At 54.9% G+C, this 21,844-nt stretch carries 16 protein-coding genes; 8 read left to right on the top strand and 8 right to left on the bottom strand.

Translation table 11 applies throughout. The features are described 5' to 3' along the window. Nucleotides 1-470: 470 nt before the first annotated feature. From HH216_RS12290 to HH216_RS12280, 3 genes are all read left to right on the top strand, one after another. A complete protein-coding gene (locus HH216_RS12290; RefSeq protein WP_169551078.1) occupies nucleotides 471-3,419 on the top strand; it encodes a TonB-dependent receptor in 2,949 nt (982 codons plus the stop codon). Between the two features lie 12 nt (nucleotides 3,420-3,431). Further along, nucleotides 3,432-3,938 carry a hypothetical protein gene (locus HH216_RS12285; RefSeq protein ID WP_169551077.1) on the top strand — a complete coding sequence of 169 codons (507 nt, stop codon included), beginning with the start codon at nucleotides 3,432-3,434 and terminating at the stop codon, nucleotides 3,936-3,938. A 128-nt stretch (nucleotides 3,939-4,066) separates the two neighbouring features. After that, nucleotides 4,067-4,738, top strand: a complete 672-nt coding sequence (locus HH216_RS12280) for a Uma2 family endonuclease (protein WP_169551076.1) — start codon at nucleotides 4,067-4,069, stop codon at nucleotides 4,736-4,738. A 176-nt stretch (nucleotides 4,739-4,914) separates the two neighbouring features. Here the strand turns inward: HH216_RS12280 and ribD are convergent, their stop codons facing one another. Then, nucleotides 4,915-6,042: a bifunctional diaminohydroxyphosphoribosylaminopyrimidine deaminase/5-amino-6-(5-phosphoribosylamino)uracil reductase RibD gene (gene ribD / locus HH216_RS12275; RefSeq protein ID WP_254448397.1), complete on the bottom strand. Its 1,128-nt coding sequence runs from the start codon at nucleotides 6,040-6,042 to the stop codon at nucleotides 4,915-4,917. A 217-nt stretch (nucleotides 6,043-6,259) separates the two neighbouring features. Here ribD and HH216_RS12270 point away from each other — a divergent pair, with 217 nt between their 5' ends. The 5 genes from HH216_RS12270 to msrB all read left to right on the top strand — a co-directional run bounded on the left by HH216_RS12270 (nucleotide 6,260) and on the right by msrB (nucleotide 12,297). Continuing rightward, nucleotides 6,260-9,022, top strand: a complete 2,763-nt coding sequence (locus HH216_RS12270; protein ID WP_169551075.1) for a TonB-dependent receptor — start codon at nucleotides 6,260-6,262, stop codon at nucleotides 9,020-9,022. A gap of 149 nt (nucleotides 9,023-9,171) precedes the next feature. After that, complete coding sequence (prmC, locus tag HH216_RS12265; protein ID WP_169553365.1) at nucleotides 9,172-10,020, top strand: peptide chain release factor N(5)-glutamine methyltransferase; 849 nt, start codon at nucleotides 9,172-9,174, stop codon at nucleotides 10,018-10,020. Nucleotides 10,021-10,121: 101 nt separating this feature from the next. Continuing rightward, nucleotides 10,122-11,099 (top strand): AAA family ATPase, encoded by a 978-nt coding sequence (locus HH216_RS12260; RefSeq protein WP_169551074.1) that lies wholly within the window; start codon nucleotides 10,122-10,124, stop codon nucleotides 11,097-11,099. 70 nt (nucleotides 11,100-11,169) lie between these two features. Beyond that, on the top strand, nucleotides 11,170-11,751 hold the full coding sequence (locus tag HH216_RS12255; RefSeq protein ID WP_169551073.1) for a Uma2 family endonuclease: 582 nt from the start codon (nucleotides 11,170-11,172) through the stop codon (nucleotides 11,749-11,751). 27 nt (nucleotides 11,752-11,778) lie between these two features. Next, entirely contained in the window at nucleotides 11,779-12,297 is a 519-nt protein-coding gene (gene msrB, locus HH216_RS12250) for a peptide-methionine (R)-S-oxide reductase MsrB (RefSeq protein WP_169551072.1), read from the top strand. Here msrB and HH216_RS12245 read toward each other — a convergent pair. The 7 genes from HH216_RS12245 to HH216_RS12215 all read right to left on the bottom strand — a co-directional run bounded on the left by HH216_RS12245 (nucleotide 12,294) and on the right by HH216_RS12215 (nucleotide 21,838). Further along, a complete protein-coding gene (locus tag HH216_RS12245) occupies nucleotides 12,294-13,826 on the bottom strand; it encodes an MBOAT family O-acyltransferase (protein WP_169551071.1) in 1,533 nt (510 codons plus the stop codon). The genes msrB and HH216_RS12245 overlap by 4 nt on opposite strands. Before the next feature lie 41 nt (nucleotides 13,827-13,867). Continuing rightward, entirely contained in the window at nucleotides 13,868-14,872 is a 1,005-nt protein-coding gene (locus HH216_RS12240) for a glycosyltransferase family 2 protein (RefSeq protein WP_169551070.1), read from the bottom strand. Nucleotides 14,873-14,954: 82 nt separating this feature from the next. Then, nucleotides 14,955-16,703 carry a hypothetical protein gene (locus tag HH216_RS12235; protein ID WP_169551069.1) on the bottom strand — a complete coding sequence of 583 codons (1,749 nt, stop codon included), beginning with the start codon at nucleotides 16,701-16,703 and terminating at the stop codon, nucleotides 14,955-14,957. Nucleotides 16,704-16,778: 75 nt separating this feature from the next. Then, on the bottom strand, nucleotides 16,779-17,759 hold the full coding sequence (locus tag HH216_RS12230) for a glycosyltransferase (RefSeq protein WP_254448396.1): 981 nt from the start codon (nucleotides 17,757-17,759) through the stop codon (nucleotides 16,779-16,781). Nucleotides 17,760-17,883: 124 nt separating this feature from the next. Then, nucleotides 17,884-19,599 carry a hypothetical protein gene (locus HH216_RS12225; RefSeq protein WP_169551068.1) on the bottom strand — a complete coding sequence of 572 codons (1,716 nt, stop codon included), beginning with the start codon at nucleotides 19,597-19,599 and terminating at the stop codon, nucleotides 17,884-17,886. Further along, the gene (locus HH216_RS12220) at nucleotides 19,596-20,333 is read right to left on the bottom strand and encodes a glycosyltransferase (protein ID WP_169551067.1); all 738 of its coding nucleotides are present in this window, start codon (nucleotides 20,331-20,333) and stop codon (nucleotides 19,596-19,598) included. Before HH216_RS12220 ends, HH216_RS12225 begins: the two co-directional genes overlap by 4 nt. Nucleotides 20,334-20,416: 83 nt before the next feature. Next, nucleotides 20,417-21,838: a DUF6056 family protein gene (locus HH216_RS12215; protein ID WP_169551066.1), complete on the bottom strand. Its 1,422-nt coding sequence runs from the start codon at nucleotides 21,836-21,838 to the stop codon at nucleotides 20,417-20,419. Nucleotides 21,839-21,844 lie beyond the last annotated feature (6 nt).

Raw genomic sequence — 21,844 nt, 5'->3', positions numbered from 1 at the left:
GAATTTTAATTCATGTATACCGGCTTTTTCGTGCCCGTTTACTCAATAGAACAGGGCAAAATATAAATCATATAATTTTCTATTACATTATTCCATAAACTCAATATAATATTCTATCTATTCATTTTTTTACGAAATAAATAATAGCATATTTGATAAAGTACAACAAAACGAATGGGCCACCGATCGCGTAACGTGAGCCCGCCACAACTGCTCTTCCTGGCCTTGTTTATCAATCATACGACTCAATTGATGCGTATGCATTGAGTGTATCAGATCCGCTTTCCGCTTCTTCCAACCAACCCCAAAAAAGGTTGACAGGCTTCGTATTGTCTACATTTTTCGAGTTGCTATTCGCCATCTGTTATTCGTCGTTTCATTAATCAGCCAATCGCCTGCCTTCCTCTTTTTAGCCAGTTTATCAACAAAGAGTAAACCTCAGCTATCTCCCAACCAACAGTCAATCAACCATGATTAAACTATTACCTGCTCACAACGGCCTGCGCCTGCTGCTGGCCGTGCTAATGCTAGCCTCCCTCATCCCCGGCACGGTACTGGCGCAAACCAAACGAATTACGGGTAAAGTAGTGGGTACCAATCAGGAAGCCATACAGGGCGTCAACGTATTGGTTAAAGGCAGCACGAGGGGTGCCATTACCGATAGTCAGGGGGAGTTTTCGTTGGAAGCTGCCCCCACCAGCACACTCGTTGTCAGCTTTATTGGCTTCAAATCAAAAGAAGTGCGCGTCGGTACGGGCAGCAGCCTTACGATCACGCTTGATGAGGACGCTACGCAACTAACCGAACTGGTCGTGACCGGCACGCGCAATACGGGGCGCACAATTCTGGAAACACCTGTACCGGTCGACGTTATTTCGATTAAGGACATCATGGGCGACCTGCCCCAGATGGACCTCGCGCAGATGCTGGCTTTCGTGGCCCCCAGCTTTAACGCCGTACGCAACCAGGGTGGCGACCTCGATTCACACGTCGACCCGGTTCAGCTGCGTAACCTTGCCCCCAACCAGACATTGGTGCTGGTCAACGGCAAGCGTCGGCATACTTCGTCGCTGCTTATCACAACAACGGCGGTGGGGAGCCCCTCGACATCGGTTGACATGATGACGATTCCGGCGGCTGCCATCGATCGGGTCGAGATTCTGCGCGACGGTGCTGCTGCCCAGTATGGCTCCGACGCTGTAGCCGGGGTCATCAACATCATCCTGAAAAAAGGCACCAATAAGCTAACGAGCAGTCTGACGGCGGGTGGCTACCTGAACTCCGGCGGGCAGGCGGGCGACCTCACCAGCGCGGGTAAGCCCGATGGGTTCAACTACCAGTTCGACGCCAACTACGGCTTCAAAATCGGGGATAAAGGCTACCTCAACATAACGGGGCAGATCACACAGCGCCGACCGACCGTACGCCCGTTCGTCAACGACTGGCAGATTTACGACGACACCTACCTCAACAACCTGCGCACCGACAAATACGGTCGGCCAATTATCACCAACCCGGAACTGGTTGCTGCGCAGGTAACTGGTAATACGTCGCTGAGCAGTTCACTGGCAACGCAGGCCGGATTGCTCAGCGCCCGCAATTACACGCCCGCTGACTTCGCCGTGTATGCCGGGATGCCGGGTATTACGCTGGGTTCGGCTTTCTACAACGCCGGGTACGAAATCAGCCCCACCACGACGCTGTACAGCTTCGGCGGTATTTCGTACAAGTACCTCAAAGGCTTCTCGTGCTACTACCGCCGGCCGGGGCAAACCGACCGCTCCAACTACCTGCTCTATCCGAACGGCTTTCGGCCGCAGCTGACCACCAACACCGGCGACATATCAAACACGGTTGGCCTTCGCAGTAAGGTAGGCGAGTTCAGCGTCGACTTCAGCAACACGTTCGGCAGCAACACCTCGCAGATCGGCATGGTCAACACGTTCAACGCGTCGATTGGTGCCAACTCGCCGGTCAACATGAACATCGGCACGAACCAGTTTACCCAGAACTCGACAAACCTCGACTTCTCGCGCTATTTCAAAGGCGTTCTAAACGGTCTGAACGTCGCGTTTGGGGCGGAGATGCGGGTCGAAAACTACAAAATCATCCGGGGGCAGGAAGAAAGCTACGCCTACGGCGATGCGGGTGTGCTGACCGCTACACAGGCCGGCCTGCTGATCGGGCCGGATGGCAAACCCTTGCAGGACGGCAGCGCCCAGCCCATCGTGGGAGCCGACGGCAAACCACTATCGGTGTATGCCGGGCAGGAGATCACGGTGAAAAACTTCGCGGCCAACTGCCAGTGCTTCTCCGGTTTTGGCCCGAAAGACGAGCGCAACGCCTTCCGCACAACAATGGCCGCTTACCTCGACACCGAACTCGAAATAACCCGCAAACTGCTGTTGGCGGCTGCCCTGCGCGTCGAAAACTACTCCGACTTTGGCGGGGTAACGATTGGCAAGATTGCCGCCCGCTACAACGTCACCCCTACCCTGACAATTCGGGGGTCGGTGGCAACGGGCTTCCGGGCACCGTCGTTGCAGGAGATCAACTACACGCACACAACAACGGCCTTCATTCCCGACGCCAACGGGGTGCCGCAGCCGCTCGACGTAACGACCTACCCGACCAACAGCACAGCTGCGCGGGCATTGGGCATCAAAGGGCTGAAGCAGGAAAATTCGCGTACCTACGGCTTTGGCCTGACCTACCAGCCGATGCGTGGTTTTGAAGTCACGGTCGATGCATACCGCGTCGACGTCGACGGCCGGATTTTCCAGACCAGCTTCTTCAACGCGTCAGAGGTCGGCAACAACTACAACGAAGTTATCGGAGGTGGCGAAGCGCAGTTTTTCGTCAATGGAGCTAATGTACGGTCGCAGGGGCTGGAGATCGTGGGCAACTACACACAGAACCTGTCGGGCAAGAGCAGCCTGACGTATAGCCTCGCGGGCATTTTCAGCAAGAACACCATCCTGAGCCGCAACACGCTGAATCTGAACGTACAGAACCTGACCCCTGAGCAGGTCGTTGGCAAGTACCTGAGCCGCGACGTAATCGGGCAGTTCGAAACCGGCACACCACGCACCAAGCTGATCGGTTCGGTGATGTACCGGCAGGGTAAGTGGGACGCCATGATACGGGGTACTTACTTCGGGCAAATCACGGCACTGTCCGTATCGGCCGACGATCAGGGGAACTACTACGATCAGACGTTTTCGTCGCAGGCCATTTTCGATCTGAGTTTAGGATACGCCCTGAACCGCAACCTGAAATTCTCGATCGGCGGTAGCAACATCCTCGACAAATATCCGCAGCTACTGCGCGCTGAAAACCGGGGCTTCACGCTGTATTCGAGTTACCAGCAAGGGTCTAACGGAGCGTATTACTACGGCCGTGTCATGTTCAATTTCTAAGCTATCTCTCCCATGAAACGATATACCAACCTAAGTTTTAGCCTGCTGGCCGGTATCCTGATCGCACTGATCGGCCTGACGACGGCCTGCGAACAAACCAACTACGAACCGCTATCGAACGCGGCCCCCGGCGGGGGAACAGTGTCTGTCTACAAAGCCTACAGCCTGACGGGTGTGAGTGGCAGTGCGGTCTACGGCCGGGTTGTTTTCTACAAATACAGTTCGTCGGTAACGCTGGTGCAGATGGGCCTGTACAACACGGCAAGCGGCACATCGTATGCCTCTTCGATTTATCAGGGTGCGCTAACGGCAAGCTCAACCACGGCCCTGAAACCCCTCGACGCGGTCAGCGGGGCCACGGGCGCATTTGCAACCAACAAATACTACACGATCAGCGAAGCCGGTTTCTTCGATAAGCTGAGCACCTACAACGCTAACGTCAAAATAATGGCGGGCAGCGCGGTCATTGCCAGCGGCAACATCGGTGCCAACGCCACGCCGGTAGCGCAGGCGCAGTGATGGGTTTAAGGTTTGTACCGGGCCGCCGGGCGGTTCAAGGTTTAACGTTAGTCTGCGCTACTGACCTTAAACCTTGAACAACAAACCTTAAACTGTTTTTGTATATTCGTGGACTTACCCACCACACTATGCACCAGCACCTTGACGAGCAGATTTTAGAGTATCCGGATGCGTACTTGATTATGCAGGAGATTCAGGCCGCCCTGAACGAAGAACGCAAGAAGCGGGAAACGTTCTACAACGATATTACCGAGCAGGAAAAGGTTGAGTTTATCAACGGCGAAATCGTGCTGCATTCGCCGGTTAAGAAGTCGCACAACGAAGCGACCGGTCTTCTTTTTCACCTGGTTGACATCTACGTACGTCGGCACAACAAGCTGGGATTTGTCGGGATTGAGAAAATCATGACGGCCCTAACCCGCAATGATTACGAACCGGACATCTGCTTTTTCGGGCGCACCAAAGCCGACACGTTTACAGACAAACAAACCCTGTTCCCCGCCCCTGACCTGGTTATCGAAGTGCTCTCTGATGGTACAGCCAAGCGTGACCGGGCAACCTCCGTTGGGGGCATCAAATACGACGACTATCAGGCGCATGGCGTTGAAGAATACTGGATTATCGACGCCGACGAGCAATCTATTGAACAATACCACCTCACCGACGGGCAATACCGACTGATTCTGAAAGCAGGCGAAGGCACGATCCGGTCGTTTGCACTACCGGGCTTTGCCATCCCCATCCGATCCGCTTTTGACGCCGATGTCAATTTGCAGACAATGGCGACCCTGCTTCGCTGACTGCTTGTTTGATTGTCCCCGACAGCTTCCAGCTGTCGGAGCCGTCAGGCTATTTTCAGGTACCCTATTAGCCGCTAGCGCGTCTCCGACAGCTGGAAGCTGTCGGGGACAACCAGTCCACCTACTGTTTAGCCTATCGGAGATAACCTTGTCGCTCGATACAGCTTATCCACCTTTCAAACCGGCCGATAAACAGTTAATTCATCGTCGCCGATCATCTCCCGGCAGATCAGTCTTCCCTGCACAGTCGGGGCTTTGACACCATCGCCCAGCAGCTTCGGGCTGCGAAACACCCGCATTTCGTCCCACAGTCCTTCCGCCAGAAACGAGTTCAGCAACGCAGCCCCGCCTTCGACGAGAACGGAGGTAATGCGCTGTTCAAAGAGCGAAAGAGTGAAAGAGTGAAAGAGCGATTCCGGTGTCGAAAAATTAGCGTTTATCCATTCTAATGGTTGGCACTCAGCTGCCTCTATCAAATCGCTCTTTCGCTCCGGTCCGGCGTCCCGGTTCACTCTTTCACTCTTTAAAATTATCGTCCGCTGCGATCCGTCGAAGAGATGCAGATCATCGGGCAGTGTGCCGTGGCGGTCGATGACGATGCGGATGGGATTTTTGCCAGGCCCGGCCTGGATTGGCCATAGACGCGTGTTTAAGCGCGGATTATCATTGCGGGCGGTGTTCGTACCGACCATAATCGCGTCCTCTTCACTCCGCCATTTATGCACCAGCCGCTGACTCTTTGGCCCGCTGATCGATACTGGTTGCCCACCCGGTCCGCCAATGAATCCGTCGCTTGTCTCGGCCCATTTCAGGATGATATACGGCCGCTGCTGTTCCATGAATGTGAAAAAGCGGGCGTTCAGCAATCGCCCTTCTTCCGCCAGCAGCCCCCGCTCGACGCGAATACCGGCCTGTTCGAGTTTCTGAAAGCCTTGCCCCCCAACCAGTGGATTCGGATCGTCGTTGCAGCAGACGACCCGCCCGACGCCCATCTCAATCAACAAATTAGCGCAAGGCGGCTGTTTCCCGTAATGCGAGCAGGGTTCCAGCGTGACATAGGCCGTGCTGTCGGGGAGCAGCGATAGATCGTCGGGGTGTATCGCTTGAATAGCATTTCGTTCGGCGTGGGCTTCGCCGTAGCGTTGATGCCAGCCTTCGCCAATGATGCGTTGCGTTGGTTCATGGACAATGACGCAACCCACCATGGGGTTCGGACTAACCTGCCCCCGACCCAGCGTCGCCAGTTCGAGCGCACGACGCATGTATTGCACCTGCGCGGCCATTGACTGCGTAAAAACACTCATTTTATCAGTTCAATTTTTTAGCAGCTACACTGGCTACCGACTACTTAAAATTCCTATTTTCTGCTGATAATCAGTTGAATACGCATCAACTTAAGAACCCTTCGTGTTGGCGACATCGTGACTACTCAACAGGCATAAGAAAAATCTTCGGGGGAATACTTATCAGCGGAACCGTTTGCTCATTAAATTTGGACAAATTAACCATTGATAAAACTTTATGATTAAAATCTCCCATCTAATCAAAATTTTCATTTGCCTTTTACTTTCATTACCAACTTTTGCTCAAGTAACAGGCAAAGTCATTGATGCCGCCGACAAATCGCCCATCGTGGGGGCGTCTATCGTGATTGTCGGTGCCCAGAAAGGCACGACAACTAACGCTGACGGCAATTTCTCGCTCGATGCACCGGTCGGCAGTTCGATCAGTATCTCGTTTATCGGGTATGAAACCCAGACGCTGACAGCCGCTGCCACCAACACTGTCTCTCTGTCATCAACAGCCACCAACCTGTCGGAAGTGGTTGTGGCCGTGGGTAGCCGCAACTCGCAACGCACCCTCACCGATACTCCCCTACCCGTCGATATTCTGTCGACAAAGGAATTAACCTCAACCGGGCAGCCAACGTTCGACAAAGCCCTGCAATATCGGGTGCCGTCGTTCAACACCGTCAACACGCCGGTCAACGACGCGACTACCCTGCTCGACCCCTGGGAAATTCGCAACATGGGCCCCAGCCGTACGCTTGTTTTGGTTAACGGCAAACGCAAAAACCTCAGCTCGCTGCTCTACGTACAGTTTTCACCGGGTCGTGGTGAAACCGGCGTCGATTTGTCGGCCATTCCGCAGCAGGCGATCAAGCGGGTCGAAATCCTGCGCGACGGTGCATCAGCACAGTACGGTTCCGACGCCATTGCCGGGGTAATGAACGTTATCCTGAAGGACCGCTTCGACTATTCGTCGCTGAATATCAACACAGGTATCACATCGAAAGGCGACGGTGGACTGGTCGATGTGGCATTCAACAGCGGGGCCAATTTCGGCACGAAAGGCTTCGTAAACTACACCGTCAATCTGTCGCAGCAGAACAGTGCTGTGCGATCAGGGATCGTCGACGCCCGCACCGAGATTGCTACGTTTGGGGGTAGCACAGCCGCCGACGCGCTCATCACCAACTACCTGAAAGACTACCCAACGGCCGGGAACATCAACGGCACGGGCGCTATTTCGGCGGGTAAATTCCTGATCAACGCCGGTATTCCGCTGGGCGACAACCACGAGCTGTATGCCAACGCGGAAATGGTGACCAAGCGCGTGCTGAGTTACGCCAACTTCCGCCCACCCTACTGGCGGCAGGACCGGGGTTTGCTGCACAGCCCTACCGACAACGGTGGCAAAAACTACCTCACGCAGGCCACGCTGGCCTATCCTAACCAGGACGCCCTGAGCCTCTACAATGGCTACATCGGTTACGCGCCTACCTTCGAGGGTAACCTGCTCGACTACAACGCCAGCATCGGAGCGCGGGGTGAAAACAACGGCTGGAAACACGACATCAGCCTGACGACGGGTTATAATCAGCAGATCTACAGCGTTGAAAACACGGTTAACCGGACGCTCGGCAAGTCGAGCCCGACGCGCTTCCGGCCGGGCGGCTATGCCTTCGGTAACCTCGTTGGTAACATCGACATCTCGCGGCAGGTGACGGATAAGCTGGGCATTGCGTTCGGTATGGAAGGCCGCTCGGAAACGTACACCATCACGGCGGGCGACACGGCTTCGTATTCGGGCGAAGGGGCCAACTCATTCCCCGGCATCAGTGCTAACAACGCGGGTGTTTTCCAGCGGTTCAACATCGGCGGTTACGTCGACCTGAGCTACGACATCACCAAAAATTTCCTCATCAACGGAACCGCGCGGACGGAGAAATACAGCGATTTCGGCAATGCCAACGTCTGGAAAATCTCGTCGCGCTACAAACTCGCCGAGGATAAAGTCGTGCTGCGCGGATCGGTGTCGACGGGTTTCCGGGCTCCTTCGCTCCACCAGATTTACGCCCAGTCGACGCAGGCATCGTTCATCGGCGGGTCGATTCAATTGTCGGGTCTGTTCAACAATAAAAGTACGCAAGCTCGTTTGCTGGGTATCCCGGCGCTGAAGCCCGAACGGTCGACCAACATTTCGCTGGGCGTGGCCCTCAACCCAACCCGCAACCTGAGCGTCACGCTTGATTACTACAACATCAAGGTGAAAGACCGGATCGTGTATAGCTCAACCATCAGTTCGTCGAACCCATCGAGTGCGCTGGGACAGATTCTGAATCAGGCCGGGGTTACGTCGATTCAGTTTTTCATCAACGGCATTCAGACCACTACCGCCGGTCTTGACTATGTGGTGTCGTACCGCAACCTGCCAGCGGGCCGGGGTAAGGTCGGCCTGAACCTGGCGGGTAACTTCCAGCTAGTCAACCGCATCGACGGGACACCCGCCGACCCCGAAGCGATCCGGGCGGCTGGGTCGAGCATTCTGAACACGCAGATCAAATCGCTGCTGACCGAAAGCCGCCCCAAGTACAAGTCGATTTTGGGTATCGATTACGCCATCAGCAAGTGGACGTTCAACCTGAACAACACGCTGTTTGGCCCGACCTATTTTCAGGACCTCGACAACGGCGGTTCGATCATGGAAAACATCCGGGCGGCATTCAAACCGGCCGTCGTGACCGACCTGAGCGTGGGCTACACCTTCGGCAAGAATCTGTCGGCAACAGCGAACGTCAACAACCTGTTCAACGTCCTGCCCAAGTGGGATCTGGTGGCGCTCAACGAAACGGGGTCGCAGTACCTGGCCAACGCGCAACAGGCCGCTGACCTGCGCAGCTACCTATCGTTCAACGGTCGCTACAGCATTCTGGGCTACAACGGTGCGCAGTTCAGTCAGCTGGGCACGACCTTCAACGCCAACATTCAGCTACGTTTCTAGGAGCAACGTAAGTACGGAGTCGCTTGTGGGCATCGGCTAATCGCCGGTGCCCACTTTTTTTAGGGCAATTCGCCGGTCAGATTCAACGAAGACAAAAAGCCATGACCCGCAAATTCCTTATTTTTGGCAAAATTACGCTTCAGAATCGCATGGCAACTGCCAAACCCCTATACGACCGGCTAAAGAAAAACATCACGGCTTATTCGCCCGAAGAAGCCCGTGAAATGGCATTCATGCTGCTCGATCACTACTTCGGCCTGCGCAAAACCGACGTGCTGACGGACAAACCGCTGCCGCCCAACCGCACCGAGCCCGACTGGTTCAAGATTCTGGAACGGCTCAACCGGCAGGAGCCAATTCAGCACGTCATCGGCACGACGATTTTCTGCGGACTTGAATTCGAAGTGTCGCCCGACGTCCTGATTCCGCGCCCTGAAACGGAAGACCTCGTCCGGCTGATTATGCACGACTTCGCCGACCGCACCGACGACGTGCCCATCGTGGACATCGGCACGGGTAGTGGCTGCATCGCCATTACGCTGTCGCGGTTTCTGCCGCAGTCGGTCGTGACGGGCTGGGACGTGTCGGAAGAGGCCCTCGAGCTGGCTCGGCACAACGCCCAAAGTCTTAACGCCGACGTCACTTTTGCCATTCAGGACATCCTAAACGTACCCGCCGACTTCGCCCACCGCTTCGACTGCGTCGTCAGTAACCCGCCCTACGTAACCCGCTCGGAAGCCGCCGAGATGGACCGCAACGTGCTCGACTACGAACCCGGCTTGGCGCTGTTTGTTGAGGATAACGACCCGCTGGTGTTCTATAAGGCCGTCGCTGACTTCTGCGTACGCCACCTGACGAAAGACGGGGCTTGTTACGTTGAAATAAACGAGCGCTTCGGCGACGCTACCCGGCAGGTGTTCGCCGACCGGGGCTTCTCCCGCATTCAGGTCTACAAAGACATCCACGGCAAGGACCGCAGCATCCGGGCTACTTTTTAATCGTTTAAGGTTTTGGGTTTAAGGTTTAACGTTGTTGATCCAGTAACGTAGTTTACCGAAACCAACATTAAACCTCAAACCACAAACTTTAAACTCGTTCTATGCAATCCACCTCATCGTTCACCTACCACGCCAAAATCCGGGATGTGTTCCGGGAAATGAGCCAAGTCGTTGTTGGGCAGGACCGGCTGCTTAATCGGCTGCTTATTGGCCTGTTTACGGGTGGACATATTTTGCTTGAAGGCGTTCCAGGACTAGCCAAGACCTTGACCATCAATACGCTGGCGAAAGTACTTGAACTTGATTTCCAGCGTATCCAGTTTACGCCCGACCTGCTACCGGCCGACCTGATCGGTACGATGATCTTCAACCAGAAAACCGCTGAGTTCGAGGTGAAGCAGGGACCTATCTTCGCGAACCTGATTCTGGCCGATGAAGTCAACCGGTCGCCCGCGAAAGTGCAGGCGGCTTTGCTCGAAGCGATGCAGGAAAAGCAGGTGACGATTGGCGAGGAAACGTTTCTGCTCGACCGGCCCTTTCTGGTACTGGCGACGCAAAACCCCGTCGAGCAGGAAGGAACTTACCCCCTGCCCGAAGCACAGGTCGACCGGTTTATGATGAAGGTGTTCGTTGATTACCTGAGCCGGGAAGACGAACTGGAGGTAATGCGCCGGATGTCGAACATGAACTTCGACTATGAGGTACAGCCGGTACTGGGCAAAGACGACCTGATTGCCATTCGCGATGAGATCAACGGTATCACGATCTCGGAAACGCTCGAACGCTATATCATCGAACTGGTTTTCGCTACTCGCAAACCCCTCGACTACGGTCTGCGCGACGAAGCTCGCTACATTCAGTTTGGGGTATCGCCCCGCGCGAGTATCAACCTGAATTTGGCCGCCAAAGCCCTTGCCTACTTCGACCGGCGTGACTATGTATTGCCCGAAGATATCAAAGAGGTTGCCCCGGACGTGTTCAACCACCGCATTCTGCTCAACTACGAAGCTGAAGCCGATCAGATCACCCCGTTGCAAGTCATCGACTCCATCCTCCGCAAAGTCGCCATCGGCCGGTAGGACTGCGGTTTTCGCTATACAGTTTACAGTGGTTAGTTCGTAGTTTAGTTTGTCAATAAAGTCATCACTCATGATTACAGACATATCGCAGCTCGATCCTAACGGTACGTACACCTATGCCGATTACTTGAAATGGCAGCTTGATGAACACGTCGAATTGATTCGGGGAAAGATTCTGGCTATGTCGCCTGCGCCCAAACGGATGCATCAGAGCGCGTCGGGCAATCTTTCTTACACTATTCGTCACTATTTCGACGGCGAGACGTGCCAAGTTTATGACGCACCCTTCGACGTTCGTTTACCGGTCCAGAATAAGAAGAAACCCGAACAGATTTACACCGTTGTTCAGCCCGATATCTGCGTCATTTGCGATTTGACAAAGCTGGATGACGATGGTTGTCTGGGTGCGCCCGACTGGATCATTGAAATCACGTCCCCCCGAACGGCCAAGTATGACTTCGACGAGAAGTTTCACCTCTACGAGCAGGCAGGCGTTCGCGAATACTGGATCGTTCAGCCGAAAGAAAAGGCAGTCAACGTGTATGTGCTTGAGGGCGAAGAATTTGCTCTGGTCGACATCTACGAGTCAGGCGAGATTCCCTGCCGTATCTTCCCGGAACTGATTGTGCCGCACGAACGTATTTTTCGGTAGAAGAGCTTTCGTTCTTTTCCCGAATCCATGAAATCATCCATTCTGTTTTTAGTGATTGCCGCGCTGATCGCTGCCGGGCTGTGGGGCTACGGTACGTTTATCGCCAAGCCCCGCCCACCCCACCAACGTCCGGTAGGCGCGACCTCCCCCGGTGACCGGCGGGTGGTTAAATCCGATGCCGACTGGAAGAAAGTGCTGGACCGGTCGGCGTATAACGTGCTACGTAACAGCGACACCGAATGGGCCGGCAGCAGTCCGCTCAACGAGGAGCACCGGCCTGGCACGTTTGTTTGTGCCGCCTGCCGGAATCCACTGTTTCGCTCGACGGCAAAGTTCGAGTCAGGAACGGGTTGGCCCAGTTTCTACCAGCCTATCCTATCCAACGCTATTTACACCGAAGCCGACGGCAATCGGACGGAAGTACGCTGCTCGGTGTGCGACGGTCATTTGGGACACGTTTTCGAAGATGGACCCGAGCCAACCGGCCTGCGCTACTGTATGAACGGCGTAGCTATGCAGTTCAAACCAGCGGCAACACAGCCCTAGAACTGGAAGTAGATAAACTGATTCGACGAGAAAACGCCGAGCAGGTAGGTTGCGAAAGTAGTCAGCGCAAACAGCACGATGAACAGCACCGTGTTACGCGTTGGGATCGTCAGGTAGACATATTCCTTGATGAGCAGGAAGGCGATCAGCCCAACGCCAAACCACATTTCCACCGTATTCATCGGACTATTGATCGTCTCTGACCACGACAGCGTGGCAATGCGTCGTAGAATCAACAGCGCGTCACCGAGGTTACGGGCGCGGAAAAATACCCACGTCAGCATGATCAGCACAAAGGTGATGAGTGTGTTGATGATAACCATTACGGGCGATTTCGGCTTTGGCTCGCTGGCGGGTGAGTGAATCTGCCGGGCAGGTTCGTTGATGAACCCAAGTCGGGCCAGTAGTTTGTCGCGCAGGACGGCCAGAATCTGATACAGTCCGTTTAGCCCGCCCCAGATCACGTACGTCCAGTTGGGGCCGTGCCACAGACCACTGGCCAGAAACACGATCAGCATGTTCGCGTACTGCCGTACTGGTCCTTTCCGGTTGCCCCCCAGCGGGATATACAGGTAATCGCGGAACCAGGTCGAGAGCGAAATGTGCCAGCGTCGCCAGAACTCAGACACCGACTGGGCGATGTAGGGCGTGCGGAAGTTTTCCATCAGCGTAAAGCCCATGACCCGAGCAGCACCGATGGCAATGTCTGAATAACCCGAAAAGTCGCAGTAGATCTGGAACGTGAAGAAGAACGTAGCCACCAGCAGCGTCAGGCCGTTGTGCTGACTCGGATCGCTGTACGCGTAGCTGACCAGCATGGCCAGCCGGTCGGCGATGACGAGTTTTTTGAACAGGCCGAACGCCATCTGCATCAGGCCCGCTTTCACCTCTTCGGGATCGTACTGGAAGTAGGAATGAAACTGCCAAAGTACGTTCTGCGGGCGCTCGATTGGCCCGGCAACGAGTTGCGGGTAGAACATCACGTAGAGCGCGTAGATACCAAAGTGCCGCTCGGCTTTCTGATTTCCCCGGTACACTTCAATCGTGTAGCTCATGGCCTGAAACGTGTGGAATGACAGGCCGACGGGCAGGATATTAATGACGTTGTCCTTAAACGACGACACATCGTTCTCGCCGAAAAAGCGAAGCACCCGGATAAAAATGCGGTTTGTTAGTCCCTCGACCTGCGTCGCCAGACTGGGCATGCTCAGGTGATCGAATAACCAGACAACGTTTTCGGCGAAGAACCCGAGGTATTTGAAAAAAGCCAGAATTCCCAGGTTCGACACCAGCGACAGAATCAGCAGCCACCGCCGGGCGGGGCCATGCGTTCGCTCGATCCAGATACCGGCGATGTAGTCGATGATGATGGTCAGCAGCAGAATTAGAAAATAAGACGGCTTGAAAACCATGTAGAAGTAGCAGCTCGCTACCAGCAGCAACACCCACCGCCCCCGCCACTTCAGACTGAAATAGCCGAGCGTGACGACGATGAAAAAAAGAAGAAATTGTAGCGAATTAAATAGCATTGATCGTTCGCCGGCTGGCTGGTTGATACCAGCCCAGCTGCTTAGCGCGGTTGATTAGGGGCGATTTTTGTCTGATAGGATACCGGGTCGGTGTCGTAGTCTGCCTGCCGTTCCTGATGCCGGATTACTTCCCGGACAATATACAGCGGTCGGCCTTTCGACTGGAAGAAAATTCGTAGTACGTATTCGCCGATCAGGCCCAACGCCAGCAGCTGTACCCCACTGAATAGTATGATAACCAGCAGTGTAGCGGTGAATCCCTGCGGCACGTCGCCGTAGTAGTACTTCTTTATCAGCGTCTGGATCAGATACAGCACGGCGAAAACCAGCGTGATCACCCCCAGTCGGGTTACCAGTTTGATCGGGTATTCGCTGAAATTAAAGATCCCGTTATAGGCCAGTTTGCGCAGCATCTTGAACGAATACTTGGAGGTACCAACCAGACGCGCATCCCGATCGTACTCGATACCCGTTTGCCGGAACCCTATCCAGGAGCGCATCCCCCGAATAAAACGGCTTTCCTCCGGCATCTGCTTCATGACGTTGGCAACCCGACGGCTGATGAGCGAGAAATCACCGCTATCCAGCGGAATATCGACGTACGAAATTGACCGCATGAATTTGTAGAAGCCCGCATAGGCCATGCGCTTAAGCCAGCCCTCTTTGCGCTTCTTCCGAACAGCATACACCACGTCGTAGCCTTCTTTCAGCTTTTGGTAGAAGTCGGGGAGCAGTTCCGGCGGGTCCTGCAAATCGCCGTCGATGATAAACAGAGCTTCGCTCCCCCGCGCGGCTGCGATACCGGCCGTCAGAGCGATCTGATGGCCATAGTTGCGGGATAGAAACACGCAGTGGTACCGGGCATCAGCAAGGGCCAGTTCCTGCATCAACAGCGCCGTTTGATCCCGACTGCCATCGTCAACGAGCACGACTTCGATACGTAGCGACAACCGGTCCATCAGCGTGTTTAGCCGGGTCACCAGGTGGGGCAACGTTTCGGATTCGTTGTAAAGCGGAGCAATGATCGAAACTTGGGGATCATCCATTAATTCATTCATACATTGATTGCCGACTGACCAACAAAAGTACGTTTTTTAGTGGGCCAGCGTCGGGCCCGGTGTCGGCAGTCTAGTGAACAACTACTAACGTATTGGTACTAATTCGAACGGGATTTGATTCGTCGGCCGGATTTAGCACACCAATCCGGTACCGGCCAGGGGCCAGAAACGCACTGACGACTTCGGCGCGGAGAAGACCGGGCGTAGCCTGCCGCCAGAACGATTTCAGTTGATACGGTAGTGTCGAGAAAAACAGATACGTCGCTCCGTTGGCTTCTGCCTGTACAAGTACGGCGGCTTTTCGGGCGGGTTGGGGCTGCAAGGCGTCGGTTGTGACGGCGTAACCGCCATCCGGCAACTGACTGACGTGCAAGCGAAGCGACGAGTCAGGCTGCGTGTGCGCCGTTTGGCCTAACCGGGTGGCATACGGTGTGTAGTAACCGGTTGGGTAGGTGTACAACCCACGCCGTACAGACTCGCCCATCACATAACGCCCCAACGTGTCGAACGGCGTGCCCCAGGTAGGGCCGAGACCCGTCTGATTGTGTTGCTGATTGTACGCATTTGTTAACAAAGTCTCCTTACGGGCGGCCACCACGGGCAAGCGTAGCCCGTAGGAAATACCCCATACCAGCACTCCCACCACGATTCCTCCCATCACCCAACGCGTTACAAACACTGGTTTTCGGGAATAATACTCGCTTATGACGTTGAGATAGACAAGCACAACGATCAGGGCCGGGTAGATCATGTAGTTGCTCACAACCATGACAGAGTACCCAAAACGCGGCCGAAGCACAGCCACCACCGTAGCGTTGACGAGCAGAAACGCGTAAGCTCCCGAAAAGAAGTACCGGCGTATCTGCACTGCCTTGTCCGGCCGCAACGCCCCTTTTCTCAGGAACGGCCAGTTCATTCGAATCAGCAGGAACCCGGTACTCCCCACAACGATCAGCCCGGCCAGCGTCGGCATCAGGTAGCGCCAGTTCGTATTGCTCTTGGGGAAGAAGTCGAACAGGGCACCGACAAACGTGAAAAAAGCCGCTACTACGATATGGGGGTTTTGCAGCAGATACGCCACACTGCTGTCGTTGCCCTGTGAATTGGGAAAGTCATGAAAATAAAACACGATCGTTCCAACAGCCAGTGCGATCCAGAGCAGCAATCGGCGACTATTGCCCTGTAACAGCAGTATAAAGGCACCAGCCACCCAGCCAAACAGCCCATTACTCATCGACAGGGAGGCTATGAGCTGAATACCAATGGCATAGCCAAACCGATTTGGCTTACCGCCCGCCAGTAAATACAGCGTTACGATTACCAGGCAGATCACAACTTCGTGTTGCAGGCCCGTCACGGCCCACAGGCTCGTCAGGTAATATTGCGGCTGAAGCAGAATAAACGGAACGGGAATAAACGCAGCTATCGGCAGATTCATGCTGCGAAACACCCGATAAAGCACCCACAACATCGTCAGCAGAAACAGGTATGCAACCAGAATAAGCGTCGCAAAATTTACCTGCCCCGTCAGGTTGTATAAGGTTATCGTTGCCAGCTTGGCGAATAGAATACGGTGTTCATTATTGGGCCGCAGCAGCCAGTCAATTTTTCCGGCCAGCGTAGGTGCATCCTGATACGACAGTATGAATTTCAGAAACGCTTCCAGATCATCCATCCACGGTACATTGACGGCATTCGTGTAGACAAATACCGTAAACAGGAGAATGGGCAGCAGGCAAATTCCGGCGGTAATAATCGACGCGGCTGGCCGAAATAGCCACGGGGTTGAATCGCTTACAGATAGTTTCGTAGTAACCACACTCGCATTTTTAAAAAGAAAGCCTGTCTTTCAATCTTATAGTTTTCACCTCGATTGGCGTACTGCTCAGGCAGGTCAGTAAATCAGTTCAACGCGCTCAACAAAATCCCGATACTGCCGGGCTGGAATAAACTGCACCTGCGTTCGGTAGGCTAACACGATAAACACAAGAAGCAGTGAAATCAGGAATGCCTGTAGGATTACGATCAGGAATGATGCTACCAGATAACTGGCCCAGCCGGGAACAGCCGTTTCCGTGAACAACTTCATGTAGACCACCACACCGATGCCCAGCACGGAGGCCGCAATCATCAACGCACTGAACAGCACCAGTCGCACCGCCGTCGTGTCGATCAGTACCGACACCGCGCTGAGTCCGTGCAGGATAAGCGACACGAAATTCATCTTGGACTCACCCGCCAGCCGTCGGCCACGCTCCAGCGGCACAGCGGTATAGGGCAGGCGCGACCGGATAACTCCACCCGGATAATTATTCCAGATCGACGATACGTGGGCCAGCTTACGCAACAGCCCGGCCGGTACTAAACTGAAATTTCCGAACGTGATGGTCTTCCCCGTCAGGAGTAAAAAGAGCCACTTATAGACCTGATAGGAAGCCCGAAACAACAAGGCTTCGTGGCGTTTGGCACGGTGCGCAAACACAATTCGGCCGGGTTCGCTGAGGCTTTGCTGAATCAGCTTTTCGATGTCTTCCGGCCGGTCTTCGCCGTCAGCGTCCATCACGATGGTTGTCTGCGGCTCATCCTGATCGGCCAGATACGACAGGCCCAGTGCAATTGCTTTCTGGTGCCCTACGTTCCGGTACAGCCGCAGAATCGAGAGCGACTGACCGATACCGATCGGCAGGTTTTCATAATCAGTTACCGAGCAGTCGTCAACGATCAGAAAAGCCATCCGTTGCACGACCGATGCCGTAACAACCGACTGAATACGCTCCAGCAACAGGTTCACCGCCTGCCAGTCGTTGAAAAGCGGGATGATGATGTTGATACGACCAGAAATCAAATCGGTGTTACTCACGAATGCACTACTCAAACGTTTGAAGGGCAAAACTAACCGTTTTTCGGACGCGTTCCGTTATGCCAACCGCCAGCTGACTAGCAGACAGGTCCTGTAAAGGGTTACATGGCAAGACGTGAAACATCGCGTATGTGTACAATCAGGACACGTCGACGAAGCGATCCGTAAACTGGGTCTGCGTGTGGTCAAGGTATGTACGGAACAGACCGATCCGATACCGGCCCGGCTGCATAATATCTCTCGGCATAGCCGCCGTGAAGCCGGGCAGCACCCGCCAAAACCGGTATTCCTGCGGCCGTATCCGGGCGGCCAAAACCAGATACGTATGTTTATCTGACTTTAGCACCAGGTACGTGGCCATGTTGATCCCAATTTCATAGTTGGCATCATAGTTATTGACAACGATATAATCAGGCCGTTGGATGACTTGAAGCGGTTCCGTTGGAACGGGCCGATCCGCCGGGCCGAGCAACCGTTTTTCGTCAGGGGTAATCGTCGGGTCGGGTAGGTCATACCAGCGCCGGTCGTGCATCAATTTCGTCAGCTTCGAAATGTACCGGGCCAGGTATGTGTTGCGCGTGCCGCCGAGGCCGATGTCGTCGTAGCGTTGATTGAACGTCATGGCCTGCATATGTTTCCGACGTTCGATGGCTTCGGGTACATACGTGCCGTAGGTTAGTATGCTGACCCCAAGAAACAGCATCCAGATGCCCGGCCAGAACCGAACCCGCAGCGATTCATGAAGCTGGCTGAACAACAGCACAACGGCCAGCGACCACAACACCAGTGAGTACGTCCGGTAGGAACTGTGCAGCACCATGCCGAAGTAAAACCGAATGCGAAACACCGCAATCAGCCCGATGTTGGCCAGCACGAACAACGCGCACCCCAGCACAAATACATCGAAGTACGACGTGTTTTTCGACAACCGAAACACAGTTTTCAGCAGCCAATAGCCCAGCCCCGCGATCAGCACCAGCCCCATGACAAACGGCAGGTACGAACGTGGCTCGATGGTCAGGATTGGGAACAGGTCGAATACACTACCCGCGAAAATAAGGAATCCCGCCAGCGTCTGCCCCGGATGCTCAAGCACGTAAGCAAAGCCATTGGCGTTACCCTGCTGAACCGGATAGCCCAGAAAATACAGATAACCCCCTACGCCACCAACTACTACCCAGACGGCCAGCGGCACCCACCGACGCTGTACCAGCAGCATCACCGCGCCAGCGGGCCACAACAGCAGTCCGTTGCCCATACTGAACGTACTCAGCAACCCCAACGCCAGCGCCAGCCCAAAATTCAGGGGCCGATCAGTCGCCAGCACGAAGAACGTCAGTACAACCAGTACGATAATCGCCAGATACTGAAGTGTGTAGATGGCGGTAAAGGTGAGTAGATAGTTCTGTGCCGTGAATAGCAACAGCGGCACCGGCAACATACCGATCAGGGCTTTGTTGCCCAGCGGTCGGGGCGTCAGCGCATCGGCCGATGGGTCGTTAGCCCGGCGCAAGGCGTTGTAGAGTAACCAGAAAATCAGCACCAGCCCCAGATTGCCCCAAAGCATCAGTCCACCAAAATTCAGTCCGCCCGTCAGTACGTATTGCGCCAGCACAACCAGCCTGGCATACAGAACCCGGTGCTCATTGTTGGGTCGGAGCAGGGCCGCCATCCGTTCGGTAAACGAATTGGCGTTCAGGAACCGGTCGAGGAAATACGGGATGTTTTCGTACTCGTCGAACCACGGGATGTTATAGCGTAGCGCGAAGAAATAAACAAAAAAGGCCCCGATAGGTAACAGCAACAGGGCTAACGTCAGCGGGCGTAGGGCCAGCAGGCGGTAAAGTCGACTCATACGTCTCGGTAGGTTCGTTGAATCCGGTACAGTTCGTACCACATTTTAAACATATAGGTTGAGGAGATACGTGAATCACTTTGCTCAACCCACTGTCGTAGCGGCCGTTCGACAACGCGTTTTATCACTTCGGCGCGGCCATGCTGCTGAATCATCCGGGCCAGCAACTCCACATCGAACAACCAGGGGCTGATAAACTCCTGCCTGAACAGCGACTCTACCGCGCGACGCCGAAACAGTTTGGCTCCGCATTGGGTGTCGTAAACGGGCAGTTTGAGAATGTTACTGATGAACGTAGCAACAATCCGGCCGGTATAATGCCGGAATAGTTTACGGCGAATGTCGACCCCCAGAAACTTGATCCGCGACCCCATTACCAGATCAAGTTCGGGTTGCCGGTCGAGTGTTTCGATCAGGTCGTCAATGGCGTCGAGTGGCGTAGCCAGGTCAGCGTCCAGAAAGCCAACGTAATCGACCGGTTGCTGCGCGACGTGCAACATACCTGCCCGGACGGCCCCGGCCTTGCCCCGGTTCTGCGGCAGAATCAGCGCTTCGACGCGGCTGGGCTGCTCAGCCTGCAATTGTTCCAGGACCGTGCGGGTCTGATCGGTGCTTCCGTCGTCGACGAAACAAAACCGTACTGCTGTCGTCTGCTTCAGATACGTCCGAAACGCGTCGACTGGCAACCGGCCCGCTTCGTTGTAACACGGTATAATGACACAGACGCTGGACATAGTGTTGGTATTCAGTTTACGGTGTTCAGTATACGGTCATGGGGTGGCTCACGACTACCGCAAACCGAATGCCGTAAACCTTTTCATTTCCCCGTCAGCAGGACGGTCTTGTGGTGATAATACCCAGCCTGACACCGGTTCCACCAGTGCTGACCATCCGTTTTTATGTCCTCAACGACCAACGTTGCCGGATACACGCTGATCGGAGCAAGCGAAAGCGTATCGCCCGATTGCTGAAGCTGCTCGTGCCGCTGGGTCATCTCCTGATCGTAGGTAGCGGCATTACCACTGACTAAGTCGCCGTACTGAAGTCGGAGCGTCGGGCTCACGACAATGCTACCGATCAGCCATAATCCCGCGATGCCCTGCGCCAGCGTCGGTAATGGCGCACCGGCATTCAGCCAGCGCCCAACTGCGCCCTGACTGCGCATCAGGTAGCTAACCCACGCGGCCAGCACTAAAAACCAGCCGAACAAAAATACCAAGTATGTCAGGTTCATCACCCGCCCCGGTGCCGTTCCCAAGCCGTAGACTGATGGAAAAGTCAGCACCAGCAGGACCCCGGCCCAAATCAGTGTGAGTAGCAAAGCGGGCAGCTGAAAAATAGACCGTACAGAACTATCCGACCGGTTGAGCCGAACCAGCAGGGGCAAGCTCAGCAGCGACAACGGCAGCACGGGCGTTTGTACCAGCCAAAGCAGCACCGCCTTCGCCAGAATACCCACCGTTTGTCCGAGCGACACGACGATGTTTCCCTGTATCTGGTTTGAGCCGAGCCGAATGGCATTGCCCGGCGCACCGAATACCAGCCCCGCCGATACCAATGCCACAACCAGCATGATTGCCAGAAAACCGTCGAACGTACGCTGAAACAGGAGCCGATACCCAGCCATGGCCAGTATCATCCCGACCAGCAACACCAGAATCGTTTCGCCCGACCCGACGATAAAGAAAACCAGCACACCCGCCCAAAAAGCGTTCAGATTGCGGTACAAACCGGCCGGAAGGCGATACCAGCGCATCACGATGGCCAGCCAGTAGAGCGTCAACGCGGCCGGAATGGTGTAGGCAACGACCGACGAAGCCCAGAAAAAGCCTTCTACCGTGTTGGGCAGGGCCACCATGTAGGCGAAGAAGAGAAGGCCCGCAACCGACAGTCGGGTTGCGCGTGGGCGATCGCGCAGAACTTCGTCGGTAAAGCTGTAGACTGATAGCAGGAACCCCGTCACGGTCAGCGCCGGGATGAGCCGGTAGCCGTCGTACCAGCCCCAGACCAACGGGCTGCCGTGCACCAGCATATTGGAGAAATATCGGCCTGTCCAGCCGTTGTAGTAGAGTTTCTGAGCGGCCCAGAAACCGTACCGCACCGCCGTATCAGCGAAGCAGTAGTCATCAGCTGCCGAGGGGTGGTTGTGCGCCGACAGCAGCACCAAGGGCAGGTAGGTCAGCACAACGAACAGACCGGTTGCTACGGCAACCAACCGATCAGAAAAAAGATGTTTCATGCAGTG

This window comes from Spirosoma rhododendri, assembly GCF_012849055.1.
Lineage (GTDB): Bacteria > Bacteroidota > Bacteroidia > Cytophagales > Spirosomataceae > Spirosoma > Spirosoma rhododendri.
This window is presented reverse-complemented; position numbering and strand designations above follow the sequence as displayed.

Coding starts and splice junctions, on each gene's coding strand:
- HH216_RS12290 (WP_169551078.1), top strand. CDS start 471: ATGATTAAACTATTACCTGCTCACAACGGCCTGCGCCTGCTGCTGGCC.
- HH216_RS12285 (WP_169551077.1), top strand. CDS start 3,432: ATGAAACGATATACCAACCTAAGTTTTAGCCTGCTGGCCGGTATCCTG.
- HH216_RS12280 (WP_169551076.1), top strand. CDS start 4,067: ATGCACCAGCACCTTGACGAGCAGATTTTAGAGTATCCGGATGCGTAC.
- ribD (WP_254448397.1), bottom strand. CDS start 6,042: ATGAGTGTTTTTACGCAGTCAATGGCCGCGCAGGTGCAATACATGCGT.
- HH216_RS12270 (WP_169551075.1), top strand. CDS start 6,260: ATGATTAAAATCTCCCATCTAATCAAAATTTTCATTTGCCTTTTACTT.
- prmC (WP_169553365.1), top strand. CDS start 9,172: ATGGCAACTGCCAAACCCCTATACGACCGGCTAAAGAAAAACATCACG.
- HH216_RS12260 (WP_169551074.1), top strand. CDS start 10,122: ATGCAATCCACCTCATCGTTCACCTACCACGCCAAAATCCGGGATGTG.
- HH216_RS12255 (WP_169551073.1), top strand. CDS start 11,170: ATGATTACAGACATATCGCAGCTCGATCCTAACGGTACGTACACCTAT.
- msrB (WP_169551072.1), top strand. CDS start 11,779: ATGAAATCATCCATTCTGTTTTTAGTGATTGCCGCGCTGATCGCTGCC.
- HH216_RS12245 (WP_169551071.1), bottom strand. CDS start 13,826: ATGCTATTTAATTCGCTACAATTTCTTCTTTTTTTCATCGTCGTCACG.
- HH216_RS12240 (WP_169551070.1), bottom strand. CDS start 14,872: ATGGATGATCCCCAAGTTTCGATCATTGCTCCGCTTTACAACGAATCC.
- HH216_RS12225 (WP_169551068.1), bottom strand. CDS start 19,599: ATGAGTCGACTTTACCGCCTGCTGGCCCTACGCCCGCTGACGTTAGCC.
- HH216_RS12220 (WP_169551067.1), bottom strand. CDS start 20,333: ATGTCCAGCGTCTGTGTCATTATACCGTGTTACAACGAAGCGGGCCGG.
- HH216_RS12215 (WP_169551066.1), bottom strand. CDS start 21,838: ATGAAACATCTTTTTTCTGATCGGTTGGTTGCCGTAGCAACCGGTCTG.